The following is a 16927-nucleotide window of genomic DNA, read 5'->3' on the forward strand; positions in this document are numbered from 1 at the left end:
GGACGATTTATGGAATAATAAAGCATGGCAAATACAATAGTTGGCGATAAGGCCACCAGTACCAGCAGGCCGCGACTACTTTCGCTCGATTTTTTTCGCGGCTTTACCGTTGCGGCTATGATCCTGGTAAATGATCCCGGCGATTGGGGGCATATTTACTGGCCGCTGGAACACTCTAAATGGAATGGATGCACCCCCACCGACCTGGTGTTTCCTTTCTTCCTTTTTATGGTGGGGGTATCCATCGTTTATGCCACGCAGGGCAAAAAGTCAGATGAAGCAAATCATGGTAAAGCTATCGTTTCTATACTGCGACGCACATTAATCATCGTTGCATTAGGCGTTTGCCTGCCATTGATCAGCGATTTTCAGTTTGCGCATCTGCGCTTACCCGGCGTATTACAGCGCATAGGGGTGGTGTTTGGCATTACTGCCATTATGTACCTGAAAACGAATACCCGAACACAAATTATGATAGCTGTGAGTTGTTTAATTGGCTATTATTTAATCATGACTTTTGTGCCGGTGCCTGGCGTAACTCACCCCAACCTTGAAAAGGAGACCAATTTGGGCGCTTACATTGATAGGATGGTTTTTACCACCAATCACCTTTGGCAAGCCTCTAAAACATGGGACCCCGAAGGGTTGTTGGGTACCGTACCCGCTATTGGTACCTGTTTGTTAGGCGTATTTACAGGCACCTGGCTTAAAAGCGACCGGCTTAAAAACGGCAACGAAATTTTTAAACTTACCGGCGCGGGTGTGTTGCTGGTTATACTTGGCTTAATATGGAACACGTTTTTCCCTATCAATAAACAATTGTGGACAAGCTCATTCGTGCTGTTTACCGCCGGGCTGGCTATTATTATCCTGTCGTTATCGTACTGGCTTATCGATGTAAAAGGCTATAAGAAAATCCTGCCGCCATTCCTTGCCTTCGGCCGCAATGCCATAGCCGCCTATGTTTTAGCCGATGTAATCCCGGAAATACTATCCATTATTCAGGTTACGGACAACGGGCATAAAACAAATGTCTGGTCGTACATGTACTTTCACCTCCTTACGCCCAATTTTTCGCCAAAGAATGCGTCGCTGATATCGGCCATACTTACGGTTATCATTATATTTATCCCTGTTTGGATATTGTACGTCAAAAAAATCACCGTAAAAATTTAAGCCCCCCTTACATTACATGAACAACATCAGCATAAAGTATTTAGCCGCGGTTTTTATAGTTACTTGCATCAGTTTACAGGTAAGGGCGCAACTACACATTATACCCCAGCCTTTGCACTTAACCGAACAAAAAGGCAGCTTTGTTTTAAGCAGTAAAGCAGTTATCGGGGTTGATAAAGAAAGTGAGGCTGTAGGTAAATACCTGCAAACCTATCTCGCTACGTATTATAAGCTTAATTTAAAGCTGAAAGTTTACCCTAAAATTCCGGCTGCTGCGGCAATAAAATTGGTAACCGCGGTAACCAATAAAGAAGGTGCTTATAACCTGGATGTAACTCCCGGCACTGTAAAAATATCGGGTAATGGAGCCGGCGTGTTCTATGGGGTACAATCATTTATTCAATTATTACCTGGGCGGGCTATTGCTCCTTTAAAATTAGCGGCATGCCGTATTGCCGATGAGCCCCGCTTTCAGTGGCGTGGGTTAAGCCTGGATGTAAGTCGCCATTTTTTTACAGTTGATGAGGTTAAAAGGTATATTGATGTAATGGCCCATTACAAGCTGAATGTATTTCACTGGCATTTAACGGATGATGAAGGCTGGCGCATCCAGATTAATAAGTATCCAAAACTGACCGAAATAGGTGCTAAGATTACCTATTATGAAAAACAAGGGAAATTTCGCAAGCTGGATAATTTGATAGATGGTGGTGGCAAGGATGGGTTTTATACCCAGGCCGAGATTAAAGAAGTGGTAAAATACGCGCAGGACAGGTTTGTAACCATCCTGCCCGAAATTGAGATGCCCGGCCACAGCGAGGCGGCCATATTTGCCTATCCCGAATTAGGCTGCCAGGATTCAACCGGCGCCAAACACCGTGTACGCATGCTGGATCCAAGCGAATATACTTTTACCTTTATGGAAAACGTGCTTACGGAAGTGATGGCATTGTTCCCTAACCAATACATTCACATTGGCGGCGATGAAGCCGAAATGGAGGCCTGGCTGAAAAGCCCGACAGCCGTTGCCCTAATGAAAAAAGAGGGCTTGAAAAGTGAAAAGGAAGTACAAAGCTATTTTATCAAACGCATAGAAAAATTCCTGCTCTCCAAAAATAAAAGATTGGTAGGGTGGGACGAGATATTGCAGGGTGGCCTGGCCGAATCGGCCACGGTAATGAGCTGGCAGGGCGAAGCGGGCGGCATAGCGGCGGCAAAAATGCACCACCATGTGGTGATGACACCATTGCCTTATATGTATTTTGATGCTCCGCAGGCCGCCGAGGATTTGGAACCGGTGGGATGGAACCCAACGGTAACCTGGCAAATGGTGTACAACTACGAACCCATGTCTAAAGAGCTTAACGCCGAAGAGGCAAAATACATTTTAGGTGCCCAGGGTAATATTTGGGCCGAGAAAGTGCCCACTGCCACACATCTGCAATACATGGTTTATCCGCGTGCTTTAGCTGTAGCCGAACTCACCTGGTCGGCAGCGGAAAATAAAGATATAGATAGATTTGCCTACAAAATGAAACAGCAATACGGCTACTTCAAACTCTGGAACTGGAATGCCCGCCTGCCCGATATTGTAGGTATGGACAATATTGTAACCAACAGCAACCAGTTTGGGCTGGTGCTTAAATACCCGCTGTTAGGCGCGCAGGTACGTTATTCGCTTAACGGCAAAATGCCCGATAGCACCGCTAAACCACAATCGTTCCCCGTAAAAATCAATACCATGCTCCGGGATACCTTCAGTATTAAAACTTATACCACCTGGACACTAAATAAGCAGCATATTTTGCAGGAGGCCATGATCAGGCATGTGGATATTAAGCCCGTTATTATCGACCAGGCGGCGTTTACCCCCGGCTTCAGCTACCGGCTGATTAAGAGCAAGGAATACAATATTGATAAAGTGGATACCACACAGGTGGTGACAACTGCTATCATTAATTCGGCTACGCCGATGGTGCTGCCGGTAACAGACGGAAACCTCACCTGGGTAAAAGTAAACGGCTTTATCCGGATTAATGCCGATGGTGATTACCAGGTTACTTCGGGCTTTTTAGTTAGTCCGGCGCTGTTTATCAATGGCGAGCAGATCATATACCGGGGTAAGGATAAGTACGCGCAGCCGCAAAAAGGGATGCTGCATCTAAAAAAAGGTGCTTACGCCCTTAGTGGTCATTATATTGCCGATAACACTAACCGTAACGAGGATTTGCTGATCATCAAAGCTGCCGATGGTAAGGTGATAGATCCTCAGGTTTATATGTTCTATCAATAAGCGTTTAATATGAGGTTATCCTGGTGGCCGAAAGTTGTTTTGTTGCTATTTTGCCTTGTTGCGGGTAGTACAGCCTATGCCCAAACATATGGTAAATATGTAAACCCTTTTATTGGCACATCGGCAACCGGTCATACATTTCCCGGCGCTACCGTTCCCTTCGGATTGGTGCAGCTAAGTCCCGAGACCGGCAACTTTGGCTGGAATTATTGCTCGGGCTATCGTTATGAAGATAGCGTGATTACCGGTTTTGCCCATACCCATTTAAGCGGCACCGGCGGTGTTGATTTGGGCGATGTATTATTCTTTCCATTCCAGGGGAATGCCCCCCCAAAATTCACGAGCAAATTCTCGCACCAGACAGAAAAAGCATCCCCGGGGTACTATGAGGTTGTTTTAAGCGATCACAACATCAAGGCACAGCTTACAGCCACAGCACATGCCGGTTTGCACCGTTATACATTTAGCAAACCCGGCAAGGCGCATTTGCTCATTGATATGCAAAGTGGCCTGGTTGAGGATGCAGAACAATTAAAAGAGCATGTATCTGAAGGTAGCATTACCGTCAACAGTAAAAACAATATCAGCGGGTATGCTTATACCAGTCAATGGGTTGAGAAGAAGGTATTTTTTACCGCTACGTTCGGTAAAGCCTTTACCGGCTATCATTTTATCGATGACGACGCCCACCGCCGCCTGGTTGTTGATTTTGACACCCAGCCCGGTGAAACTATTGAAGCCAGGGTTGCCATATCCACGGTGAGTATAGATGGAGCCCGTAAAAATCTTGCTGTCGAAATAGGCAATAAAACCTTTGCACAGGTTAAAGCCGGGGCGGCCAAAGTTTGGGAAAACTATTTTTCCCGGTTGAAGGCCGAGGGAGGAGACGAGCAGAAAACAGCCTTTTATACCAGTGTTTACCATGCCCTCATCCAGCCCAATAATATTGCCGATGTAGATGGTAAATACCGCGGAGCTGATGGCTTAGTGCATCAGTCTGCCGATAAGGTTTATTATTCTACGCTATCGCTATGGGATACCTACCGGGCCGCTCATCCACTGTATACACTCATCTGTCCTGATAAAGACGGGCAGATGGTTGAGACGATGCTGCAACACTTTAACGTAGCTAAATTATTGCCTGTATGGACATTGTTTGGCAAAGAAAGCTACGCCATGATAGCCAATCACGCCATTCCGGTTATTGTGGATGCCAGCCTGAAAGGGATTAAGGGCTTTGATAAGGAACAGGCATTTGCGGCCATTAAAGCTACGCTTACCACCAATAAAAACCCTAAATACAATTGGGATTTGTACATGAAGTGTGGCTACCTGCCGTCTGATTCGGTAAAGCGCGAGGCGGTATCACGTACGTTAGAGGCTGCTTATGATGATTGGTGCGCCGCTCAGTTAGCCAAATTGCTGGGCAAAATAGCAGATTATAATTACTTCAGTAAACGGTCTTCCTTCTACAAAAACCTGTTCGATAAATCAACAAACCTGATGCGGGGCAAACTGGCTGATGGCAATTGGGTACAGCCCTTTGCCAACCTCGATAGCGGGCAGCTGGCCATCGGTGGTGACTATACCGAAGGGAACGCCTGGCAATACACCTGGCAGGTACAACAGGACATTCCGGGGTTAATCAACTTAATGGGAGGGAAAAAGGCTTTCTTAATCAAGCTCGATTCCCTGTTCAGTATGGATTCCAAAGTTTTTGGTAAAGGCTCAACACTGGATGTTACCGGGTTGATAGGGCAGTATGCGCATGGCAACGAGCCTAACCATCACATAGCTTACCTGTACACGCTCGCCGGCGATCCTGCCAAAACGCAACGGCTGGTAAGGCAAATTGCCGATCAGTTTTATCAGAACAAGCCCGACGGCTTATCGGGGAATGATGATTGCGGGCAAATGTCGGCATGGTATATTTTTACAGCCATGGGCTTTTACCCGGTTAACCCGGCCGATGGCAAATATGTGTTTGGTGCACCCCAGTTGAGTAAGGTTAGCCTGGCATTACCCGGTAATAAAAGTTTCCTTATCGAGGCCAGAGGCCTGTCGGTAACCAATAAATACGTGCAGAGTATCAGCCTGAATGGGAGGCCTTATCTGAAGAACTACATCAGCCATAAAGATATTTTGAAAGGCGGGAAGCTGCTTTTTGTGATGGGGGATAAGGGAAACGAGGCCTTAAAAAAATGAAGGCTTGCACTGTTGGGTCAAACGCATCTAATTGGGTTAACATAACTTAACATATTTCAGATAAATATTTATAAGTATTTAATAATCAATATTTTATAATTTATCATGGTTAACACTAAACTAATGTATTGCGCAATTTCGGCGCATCCAAATATTGGTGCCTGTTGTTGGCCGATACAGGTGCCGGATCTTTTTACCCAGATTAGGCAAATGTATCAGAGCTTCTCAAATGCTGCTTAAATTGATATTCCAGGATAGCTTCCAAATTCACGCTCTTTACAATTTTCCACTCTTTCAATTCATCTATAAAGTCGGGCTTATCAAGTCCGGAATTTACGGCTGCCTGGGTATAGAACGCCGATTTTACAGGATGATCTGGTGCACATCCGTTAAAAAGATATCCAAAGGCATGGTGGCCAATAATAGCTTTTGTTAGTCCTATGCAATCATCCAGGTGAATGAGGTTAACCGGCGCATTCCCATTTGGGATATTTTTTTTACCCGCAAAGAACCGTCCGGGATTTCGGCCGGGGCCGATTAATCCCGCGAAGCGGATAATGGTTGTTTTAAATGCCGGGTCATTTTTGAACAAGTTTTCGGCTTCCAGCAGAATTTTGCCCGATTCTGTATCCGGCAACGGAGGGGTGCGCTCATCTACCTCGCAGTTCAAATCGGCATATACTCCCGTCGAACTTATAAAAACAACCTTTTTTACACTATGCCGCTCAATAGCGCTTATAATGCGCTGTATTTTAGGAATAAATTCGGCACCGGCGCCCGATCTGGCTTTTGGGGGTATCGCGATAAAAAGTACTTCGCAATCAAAGAAATCAGCGTTATAGGTTTCGTCATCTGCGGAGAAATTGACCAGGTATGGCTCAATTCCTTCATCAGCCAGCAAAGCTATTTTTTGCTCCGATGTGGTTGACCCTTTTACCTTTATCCCATCGTTAATCAGCGCTTTTGCTAATGCCAGGCCATACCAGCCGCAGCCTAATATACTGATGGTGTTTTTGTGCTGAAATGCGGTTGTACTCTCCAAATTTAATACTTTGTGACAAAGGTAATTAAATATTTCAGGGCGTTTAATAACATAAATATCTGTACCGGGGTTAAACTTTTTGCCAGACCTAATCGTTATTGGAGTATGAAGAAAGAAATCTTGGCAACTTCTGTAGTATTGGGTTTGGCCGCTGCTGCTGCTTTGGCATTGCAACAGGCAAAAGAAAAACCTTTGGAAACCGTAAATTACGTCGACATAAAAAAATACCTGGGCACCTGGTTCGAGGTAGCCGCTTTTGAGCAGCCTTTTGAAAAAGGATGTTCCTGTACATCGGCAACCTATGGCCTAAATAAGGATGGCAGCATCATTGTTAAAAACAGGTGTATAAAAGGCAATAAACTTAAAGTAACCGAGGGGCGGGCTACCGTGACCGATAGAGGCGTTAACTCCAAACTTGACGTGCAGTTTTTTTGGCCTTTTAAAGGAAAGTATTGGATTATCGACCTGGCTAAAGATTACAGCTATGCTATGGTTGGACACCCTAATCGCAAATTTTTGTGGATTTTGAGCCGCAGGCCAACGCTGGATGACCAAACTTATAACCAACTAATGGTGCGTGCTGCAAACAAAGGATTTGACATACGGCGGCTGGTAAAAACCGAGCAAATAGGGGATCTGTCGGGGATATAAATAGTAGTAAGTAGTAAGTATCAAGTAACAAGATTTTTTGATTTCGGATAACGAATTTTTGAACTTGAAACCTTGCTTAAAGTCTTACTACTTGATTATAATCAGCTATTGGTACGTGCCGCAAATAAAGGGTTTGACATACGGCGGCTGGTAAAAACCGAGCAGACAGGCGATCTTTCGGGGATATAATAACTGATTTTTAATATCTGCAATGGCTTAATCAAAAATGGTTAGGCCATTGCTGTTTTTAGTGCAACAGGTTTGATGTTAGTTTATGTAATAAAGTGCTGATTGAAAATTAACTTAATGATAATGTTGTAATAACCTATCTAAATAAAATATAGGTTATTAATATCTTTTAAATAAACAGTTCATAACTATTTGGTACTTATCGCAATTTTTGATAATTTTCCGTAAAATTTTTAACTCAAACATTCTTTAAAATTCCTAAACCGATATTAATGAGGAAACTTTACCTTATCGCTATTTGCTTTATCCTGTTGTTTTTTTCAGAACACATTTATGGCCAGGCTCCCGCAATCAGTTACAGCGGTGCAGTGAAATTTACAGTAGGCACAAAAGCAACCCTGGCAGCGCCAAGGAATACAGGCGGTGCAATACCCAAAGAAATTTATTCAAAAGTTAGTACATTGGCCGGCAGCGGATACTATGGCTACAAAGACACCCTGGTTAAGTATGCCAGGTTTGAAAATCCTACCAGCCTGGCTTTTGATAGTAAAGGAAACATGTTTATAACAGATGCCAATTTAAACATGGTAAGGAAAATTTCGGTTAATGGTGTAGTAAGTACATTTGCGGGCAATCCCAAAAAAGGTGTGAAAAACGGTCAGGATACCGCCGCAAGGTTTAACTACCCAACCGGTGTTATTGTAGATAAAAACGACAATGTTTATGTTGCCGATTTTGGCAATAACATGATCAGGAAGATTACGCCCAAGGGTTTGGTAAGTACTTTTGCCGGTGGTGTTAATGATGGCTACAAGGACGCTAATGGTACTGATGCCCGTTTTAGCCATCCATATGGACTGGCTTTAGATCCTTTGTCCGGTGGTATCATAGTTGCCGATACTTATAACAATAGGATAAGGATGATTTCATCGACAGGAGATGTTATAACTCTTGTGGGAACGGGTGCACCGGGCAGGAAAGATGGGTATCCCGGGCAGGCAACGTTTTATGTGCCGTATGCAGTTGCGACAGATAAGAAAGGGAATATTTATGTTGCCGACCAGGGCAATAATTGCATCAGGAAAATTTCCAACTACACAACTGTCTCCACTTTTTCTGATACCACTTACACATCGGCTTATGGCATCGCCGTAGACAACACGAACCGTGTATATCTTTCAACCGTGGAAGCATTTAGCATTATTCAGTTTGACAATACCGGTAAGCAAACCAGCCCGCTGCCATTTTCAGGCGGCTCTTATAAAACTTATAATGATGCTACCGATACGCTGAGCAGTTACCGGGGCAGCATGGGCTTAACGTTTGATGGCCAAAATAATATCATTGTTGCGGACGCGGGTAACGGCCGTATTCGTAAAGTGGCTGTAAACGGTTACACTGTTCATCCGCGTTTGCCGGCGGGCCTTGGCATTGATAGCACGGGGGTAATTAGTGGGGTACCTTTATCTATATCGCCTGCAACAGATTATACCGTTACGGCCTATAATAGCTCGGGCTCGTCAAGTGCAAAAGTAAATATTACGGTCGGTATCGGCTCGCAAACTATTACATTTAATAAACTACAGGCTGTTACCTACGGTGCTGTTGATTATAGCCCCCTTGCCACAAGTACCGATACCGTGATCAAGATTCGTTACAGCAGCAGTGATACCGCTGTGGCAACCATTGTTAAAGACAAAATACATATTAAGGGCGCGGGTACAACCACCATAACGGCCAACCAGGATGGGAATGCCAATTATAAGGCCGCCTTGCCTGTTAGCCAGCCCTTAACAGTTAATAAAGCGGTTTTAACGGTTACTGCAGATGATAAAATAAAAACCATACTGAAAGACAATCCGCCTTTAACAGTTAGCTATAAAGGGTTTGTTTATGGGCAGGATACAACTGTACTTGTTACCAGGCCTTCAATCAGTACCACTGCAACCACAAATTCGGCAGCGGGTTCTTACCCTATAACGGCAAAAGGGGCCACTGCAAAAAATTACACATTTAATTACGTGGCCGGCAAGCTGATTGTGGCACCTGTGCCTGTAATTACAGCTACAGGGTCAACAACTATCGTTAAGGGTGGCAGTGTTACGCTGTCGGCTTCCCCATCAACCGGCTATACCTATCAATGGGCGGTTGACGGGAAGGAAATAACCGGAGCCACAACTAATTCCTATATAGCTACCAAAACAGGGGCTTATACAGTTGCCATCACCGCAAATAATTACACTACCTATTCCTTATATATCAGTGTTTTATCGCAGCTGCAACTGCCGCCCAATAATTTCAATATCAGCGTTGTAAGTGCAACCTGTAAGGGAAGTAACAATGGGCTCATCCATATAGCGGCATTGCAAAAACTTAAATATACTGCGGCATTAACAGGAAACGGGCTGAGCAAATCTTATCCCTTTACCGATTCATTAACGGTGAACAACCTGTCGCCAGGCGAGTACAGTATTTGTTTTTCGGTTGACGGCGAAATTTTCAGCCAGTGCTTCCAGCTAAAAGTTACCGAACCGAAGGACTTGTCGGTTTACTCCACTGTTGATCCAAAGCTTAATAATTTGAATTTACAGCTGGATGGCGGTACATCGTTCCAAATAGTATTGAATAGCGTAACGTATAATACTACACAAAAGGAAATTAGTCTTCCGCTGTCTGCCGGTTACAATAAACTCAGCATAACAACAGATAACCTATGCCAGGGCATAATTGAAAAAGTTATTATAGTTGCCGATAAGGTTGTACCATTTCCCAATCCGTTTCAAAATGTGCTTAATGTTAATATTGGTAACCAAACTATTAATAACGTGGGTGTAAACGTGATTAATACCATGAGCGGTAAAACTGTGTTGAATAGCAAATACACCAATCAATCGGGCGTAATACAGCTTGATATGTCGGCCCTTCCAAATGGGGTGTATTATCTTAATTTAAACCTGGATAACAATAAATCCGGCTATAAAATTGTAAAAAAATGATGAAGCGTATTTTAAGTGCAGTAGCAATATTGGTTATCGTATCGTGCGGAAAAAAAGCGCCAGCGCCTGCGCCGGGTATAGCAACTTTATCCGCGCCGCTAAAAGATCAGCCCTGCCTTACCGGTACAGTACTATCGGCCACAGAAAGTTCGGTGTCTTTTTCATGGAACGCATCTTCGAACACAAACCAATACGATTTAACGATTACAAACCTGCTAACCAAAGCGGCAACAACGCAAACCACATCTGCAACCAGTGCAACGGTAAAACTGCTCCGCAACACTCCTTATTCCTGGTACATCGGTTCCAAATCGAATAAATCTTCGGTTGTAACCAAAAGTGATACCTGGAAATTTTACAACGCAGGGCCAGGAGTTGTAACTTATGCACCCTTCCCTGCCGAAATTACAGCACCTGCATTTGGCGCCGTTTTAAGTGCCGGTACAACCAAAGTAAACCTTACATGGAAAGGAAGCTCGGTAAGTTCAAATATTGTAGCTTACGACGTGTATTTTGGCCCATCGGGTAATCCTGATTTGTTCAGGAACCACATTACGGATACTTTTGTTAATGATGTAACGGTAGGAGCAAATACCACTTATTACTGGCGTGTAGTTACTATAGATGCCAACGGTAATATCTCCGATTCAGGGACATACAATTTCTTTGTTCAGAAATAACAGAACTGTAAACGAGAGCTTAGAGGTCTGTCTAAATTGGGTTCGCTAATGTTTTTGATACAGCTAATGAAGAGACAATGACGTATATGGCATGGCGGCGACGACTCACCCCGGCTACGCTGCGCTGGCCGACCCTCTCTCCGGCTGAAGCTGCAAAGAGGGTTTATTATTTAAAGAAGTTTTATAGTCAGGCATTTACATCGGAATGGTTTCCCAAACCCTCTTTGCGGCTTCAGCCGGAGAGAGGGTGGTCGGGCGTAGCCTCGACCGGGTGAGTTGTAGCCTGCGTTCAAACGAATGTTTATGTAAATTCCGATACGTTATTGGTGGGTATGAAGCAATGACGTTTTTTTATTTTTCAGACAGCTTATTTCAGACAGCTTATTAAAAGAAAACGTCGCCTCATTATAAAAATGCAGGCGGCGTTTGCTATATATTACATTTCTTAAAACGCGTAACCCAATGTCAGGAATGCGTTATTGTTGGTCTTTTTCAAATTGGCTCCGGGGCTGCCTGTACCTATTTCATAGGGGTAAACTGTTTGGTTGCCGCTTAAATGCGCATAAGTGGCATCAACATAATAGCTACCAAAGCGTACACCAATACCACCAGTTACGGTTTTAATATCGCTGCCGTTGGTTTTTAGCGGGCTACCTTGTATGCCATAACCGCCGCGCAGGTAAAACATGCTGTTCAGGCGTGCCTCGGCGCCTATATGCGCGTTTACAGTTGAGCGGTACAAGGCTTTTATATTGCTGTTATCAAAATCGGCGCTATAGCTGTCGTTGCTGCTGATGTGGGTAGTAGTGTAATCAATATAATCCACATCGCCCGATATGAAGCCGTATTTGCCTATAAAAATGGCAGCACCGCCGGTTAATTTTAAGGGAGAGCGCATGTTATAGGATAGAGGATACTCTACCGGGCCGTTTTTAAAGCTGCTGTTATTGGCAAAGTTGGTGTTTAGGCCTTCGGAGTACGAGTCGTCAATGGTATAATAGGTAGGTGATGTAAAGGTAAAGCCCAAACGTAAGGCGTTAACAGGTTTATAAATTACCCCCAGCTTAACATTAGCGCCAGAGCCCTTGGTAACCTGGTCTTGAACAAAATTGGAATTAAAGCCAACATTTGTGCCTATATTGTTAACCAGAATATTTGCTGTACCTGTTTCGTTGAACACGTTATAGGAATTGTAACGGATGTCGGAAAAAGATACTCCCAATCCCAAATATAGCTTGTTGCTGTAGTTGGCGCCAAATGCCAGGTTAACTTCCGATTGCCCGCCGGTACGGATGGTGTTATTTAATTGATTTACAGTTCCAAATGCATTTCTGCGATATTCGCTGCCGCCGCCGGTGGTGGCATAGCTATCTATCAGGTTTTGTTGGTAGGCCCAGTCATCCAACCCACTATCGCTTAGCTGGCCGTTTGAATTGGCAATTCCCGCGTAATAGTCGCCTATGGAGTTGCTTGTGTTTTTACCGCCGTAGGTAATGTTTTCATAAAAATTATTGGTACGGCTGTATGCTGCGCCGTAGTTGATACTTAGCCATCCTTTGGTTTTATCACGGCCTTTTGGCGTGCTCAGCCGCTGGTAAATTACAACCGAGGCGTTGCTGAAATTCAGGTTGCTTTTGCTATCGGTATTAAACTGGGCAAGGTAGGTTGAATTTACTTTCGACCCATCAAACTCAGGCGTAATGCTTGCCTCAGAGTGGGTAAAAAAGCCCAAACCTGCAGGGTTACCGCTGATAGAGCTCAAATCGCCGCCAATAGCTGTCCCCGCGTTCCCTATTCCTTTGATGCGTGATGTTGAACCTGTTTGAAAGGTGCTGAAGCGAATAGCATCCTGCGAATATTGCGCAAAACTATCTTTAGTAATTGCTACTATAGCAATCACACTAAGTAAATATTTAATCTTCATAGATTTAAGCTGATAAAATTATGGTCTAACTGGTCTGCCGCCGCCACCGCCGCCGCCACTGTTACCGCCGCCACCTGAACTTGAAGATGATGGCGATGGGGCAGGAGATGGTGAAGAGCGCTCAACACTTTGGGTTTGTGGCCTGGTATCTTGTTGCCTTACAGGGCGTGAATCGCGCGAGTAACTGGTATTGCTGTTGTTTGAATTGCCGCGGGTAATAGTACCATCGGTTGTTCTGTTTGCACGGCCGCCAGGTATATAACCAATACCGGTACGCGTAGGCGAGCCTGCACCTACCGGACGGGCAGTACGGGTAAATGAACTTGGCGTGTAACCACGGCCGCTAAACGGACTGCCGGTACCGCGCACAGGGCGCGGCGTACCTGATGAAGCATAACCCCCACGGCCATAACCGCTGCCGTATCCATAACCGCCGCCATAAAGGCCACCGTATCCATAACCGCCGCCGAAACCGCCGTAACCATAACCGTACGGGTAGCCATAACCTAAACCGAGGCCCCAGCCGCCACCGTATCCATAACCGAGACCCCACCCGCCGTAGGCGTAGGGAGAGTAACCATAACCATAAGGGCCATAATTAAAGCCCAAGCTAAAACCGCCGTTGTAATAGGGGTTGCTGTAGCCGTAATATAAATTATCATAATAACTAAACGGAGAGTAATAACTGAAACGGTTTATCCGCGATGCATAATCATCGTAGTAAAAATAATCGTCGTCATCTTCCTGCTGCACTTGTTGGTTATCAGCATCAGTTTGGTTGTAAACAGGCTGCACGGCATAAATAGGCTCATCTCCTGCCTTCGCATTCGAAAAGTATACATCGTCGTTACTGGCAGTGGTGGCGAGTTTTTGAGTGGAGCAGGAACTCAGTGCCAGGGCGCTGATGAGAAAAATTCCTATTGCAATATTCCGTTTCATATGCAGGTTTGTAAAAGTTCGGGTTCGAATAAGTTTTAAATTTATAAATTTGGGCGCAATATACAATAATTGCAAAGTCAAAAATTCTATTCCAATCAATATGAGCAAAGGTGTTATCAGTAAAGACGAAGATTATTCGCAATGGTTTAACGACTTAGTAATTAAATCTGACATGGCCGAATATTCGCCGGTTAGGGGCTGCATGATCATTAAACCGTACGGCTATTCTATATGGGAAAAAATACAGGCCGTGCTTGACGGCATGTTTAAAGATACAGGGCATAGCAATGCCTATTTTCCGCTGTTAATACCCAAATCCTTTTTCAGCAAAGAGGCCAGCCACGTTGATGGTTTTGCCAAGGAGTGCGCTGTTGTTACCCACTACCGCCTTAAAAACGATGGTAATGGCAATATTATAGTTGATGAGGACGCTAAGCTCGAAGAAGAGCTGATCATTCGCCCTACGTCAGAAACCATTATCTGGAATACTTACAAAGGCTGGATCCAGTCATACCGCGATTTGCCTATCCTGGTTAACCAATGGGCCAACGTAATGCGCTGGGAAATGCGTACCCGTTTGTTTTTGCGCACCAGCGAGTTTTTATGGCAGGAAGGCCACACCGCCCACGCTACAGCCGAGGAAGCGATAGCCGAAACCGAGCAAATGCTGAACGTATATGCCGATTTTGCCGAAAACTGGATGGCGCTACCGGTAGTAAAAGGCCGTAAAACAGCTAACGAGCGTTTTGCAGGTGCTTTAGATACTTATTGCATTGAGGCTTTGATGCAGGATGGTAAGGCCTTACAAGCAGGTACATCGCACTTTTTAGGGCAGAATTTTGCCAAGGCTTTTGATGTAAAATTTACCACCCGCGATAACAAACAGGATTTTGTTTGGGCAACCTCATGGGGGGTGTCAACCCGTTTGATAGGGGCTTTAATTATGGCCCATAGTGACGATGCCGGGCTGGTATTGCCACCAAAGCTGGCGCCTATACAAGTTGTAGTTGTGCCTATTTACAAGCACCAGGAAGAGCTTGACAATATATCGGCTTATGTAGATTCTTTAAAGAAAGAACTAAAGGCCAAAGGTATTTCTGTGAAGTTTGATAACCGCGATACCCATCGCCCCGGAGCAAAATTTGCCGAGTACGAGTTGAAGGGCGTTCCCTTGCGCGTAGCCATTGGCAGCCGCGATATGACAAACGGAACCGTTGAACTGGCCCGCCGCGACACCAAAACCAAGAATACCGTTAACCAGGAAGGTTTGGCCCAGCATATTGAAGCTTTGTTAGAAGAAATTCAGAACAATATCTATAAAAAAGCTTTTGATTTCCGCGCCGAAAACATGACCGAGGTTGATACCTACGACGAGTTTAAACGCATGCTGGATGAACAACCAGGCTTTTTAAGCGCCCACTGGGACGGAACACCGGAGACCGAGCAAAAAATAAAAGAGGAAACTAAAGCGACAATCCGTTGCATACCTTTGGATAATAAACAGGAAGAGGGGAAGTGTATCCTTACCGGTAAGCCCTCTACGCAACGAGTTTTGTTTGCCCGGGCATATTAGAAGAGTCCATAGTCGATGGTCGATAGTCCATAGCTATGAAATAATTTAATTTTTACTATGGTCCATAGACTATCGACTATGGACTGTGCTTACAGCACACACCATGAAATTCGCAACTAAAGCAATACACGCAGGGCAGGAGCCCGATCCAACCACCGGTGCTATCATGACGCCGATATACCAGACATCTACCTATTGGCAAAAATCGCCGGGGGATAATAAGGGATATGAATACTCGCGTGGTACCAACCCAACCCGTAAAGCGCTTGAGGGCTGTTTGGCCGCATTGGAAAATGTCGAATTTGGCCTGGCTTTTTCAAGCGGAATGGGCGCCACAGACGCCGTGATGAAATTATTACAGCCCGGCGACGAGGTGATTACCGGGAATGACCTGTATGGAGGCTCGTACCGGATTTTTACAAAAATTTATGCTCACTATGGCATTAAGTTTCATTTTTTGGATCTGTCTGATCCCGAAATTGTTGCTGAGTACACCAACTCATACACCAAACTGGTTTGGATAGAAACGCCTACCAACCCAACTATGCAAATTGTGGATATTGAGGCTATAGGCAAAATAACCAAAGAGAAAAATTTGCTGTTTGTGGTAGATAATACCTTTGCCTCGCCATACCTGCAAAACCCTATCGACCTTGGGGCCGACCTGGTAATGCACTCTGTAACCAAATATATTGGCGGCCACAGCGATGTGGTAATGGGTGCCCTGATGACGAACGACGAGGACCTGTACAAAAGGCTTTGGTTTATTTACAACGCCTGTGGTGCCACACCCGGCCCAATGGACAGTTTCCTGGTGCTCAGGGGTATTAAAACCCTACACCTGCGCATGAAGGCACATTGTGAAAATGGTCGCCTGGTGGCCGAGTTTCTGAAAACACACCCCAAAGTCGAGAAAATTTACTGGCCGGGCTTTACCGACCATCCAAATCATGAAGTTGCCAAAAAGCAGATGCGCGATTTTGGCGGCATGATCTCTATTGTACTGAAAGATGCCGACCTGCAGGAAACTTTCCGTATTGCTTCATCATTTAAAGTATTTGCCCTTGCCGAGTCATTAGGCGGTGTAGAGTCCCTGATTAACCACCCCGTAAGCATGACGCACGGTTCTATCCCCAAAGCCGAACGCGAAAAAGCCGGCGTGGTTGATAACCTGCTGCGTTTAAGCGTAGGGGTTGAGGATATTGAAGATTTACTGGAAGACATAAAGCAGGCGCTTAGCCCCCTAACCCCCTAAAGGG

General features: G+C 44.9%; 11 protein-coding genes. 8 read left to right on the forward strand and 3 right to left on the reverse strand.

The window, feature by feature from the left end; genetic code table 11:
- Positions 1-24: 24 nt before the first annotated feature.
- The 3 genes from BMX56_RS10500 to BMX56_RS10510 are packed head-to-tail and all read left to right on the forward strand — an operon-like array spanning position 25 to position 5674.
- Entirely contained in the window at positions 25-1176 is a 1152-nt protein-coding gene (locus BMX56_RS10500; protein WP_090645780.1) for an acyltransferase family protein, read from the forward strand.
- Positions 1177-1192: 16 nt separating this feature from the next.
- Positions 1193-3469: a beta-N-acetylhexosaminidase gene (locus tag BMX56_RS10505; RefSeq protein ID WP_090645786.1), complete on the forward strand. Its 2277-nt coding sequence runs from the start codon at positions 1193-1195 to the stop codon at positions 3467-3469.
- Between the two features lie 9 nt (positions 3470-3478).
- Positions 3479-5674, forward strand: coding sequence for a GH92 family glycosyl hydrolase (locus BMX56_RS10510; RefSeq protein ID WP_090645789.1), 2196 nt, complete (start codon positions 3479-3481; stop codon positions 5672-5674).
- Between the two features lie 202 nt (positions 5675-5876).
- Here BMX56_RS10510 and BMX56_RS10515 read toward each other — a convergent pair whose 3' ends face one another.
- A complete protein-coding gene (locus tag BMX56_RS10515; protein ID WP_090645793.1) occupies positions 5877-6716 on the reverse strand; it encodes an SDR family oxidoreductase in 840 nt (279 codons plus the stop codon).
- Between the two features lie 105 nt (positions 6717-6821).
- On the opposite strand from BMX56_RS10515, the gene BMX56_RS10520 reads away from it, so the two are divergent.
- From BMX56_RS10520 to BMX56_RS10530, 3 genes are all read left to right on the forward strand, one after another.
- Entirely contained in the window at positions 6822-7367 is a 546-nt protein-coding gene (locus BMX56_RS10520) for a lipocalin family protein (RefSeq protein WP_090645796.1), read from the forward strand.
- Between the two features lie 461 nt (positions 7368-7828).
- Positions 7829-10552 (forward strand): MBG domain-containing protein, encoded by a 2724-nt coding sequence (locus BMX56_RS10525; protein WP_090645801.1) that lies wholly within the window; start codon positions 7829-7831, stop codon positions 10550-10552.
- Positions 10549-11232 (forward strand): hypothetical protein, encoded by a 684-nt coding sequence (locus BMX56_RS10530; protein ID WP_143065423.1) that lies wholly within the window; start codon positions 10549-10551, stop codon positions 11230-11232. Before BMX56_RS10525 ends, BMX56_RS10530 begins: the two co-directional genes overlap by 4 nt.
- 445 nt (positions 11233-11677) lie before the next feature.
- Here the strand turns inward: BMX56_RS10530 and BMX56_RS10535 are convergent, their stop codons facing one another.
- Complete coding sequence (locus BMX56_RS10535; RefSeq protein WP_090645810.1) at positions 11678-13156, reverse strand: OmpP1/FadL family transporter; 1479 nt, start codon at positions 13154-13156, stop codon at positions 11678-11680.
- Positions 13157-13174: 18 nt separating this feature from the next.
- Positions 13175-14095: a hypothetical protein gene (locus BMX56_RS10540; RefSeq protein ID WP_090646224.1), complete on the reverse strand. Its 921-nt coding sequence runs from the start codon at positions 14093-14095 to the stop codon at positions 13175-13177.
- A 100-nt stretch (positions 14096-14195) separates the two neighbouring features.
- Between BMX56_RS10540 and proS the strand changes: the two genes are divergently transcribed.
- Positions 14196-15668, forward strand: coding sequence for a proline--tRNA ligase (proS, locus tag BMX56_RS10545; RefSeq protein WP_090645813.1), 1473 nt, complete (start codon positions 14196-14198; stop codon positions 15666-15668).
- Between the two features lie 103 nt (positions 15669-15771).
- Entirely contained in the window at positions 15772-16923 is a 1152-nt protein-coding gene (locus tag BMX56_RS10550; protein WP_090645817.1) for a cystathionine gamma-synthase, read from the forward strand.
- Positions 16924-16927: the final 4 nt, after the last annotated feature.

This window comes from Mucilaginibacter sp. OK283, from assembly GCF_900110415.1.
Taxonomy (GTDB): Bacteria; Bacteroidota; Bacteroidia; order Sphingobacteriales; family Sphingobacteriaceae; genus Mucilaginibacter.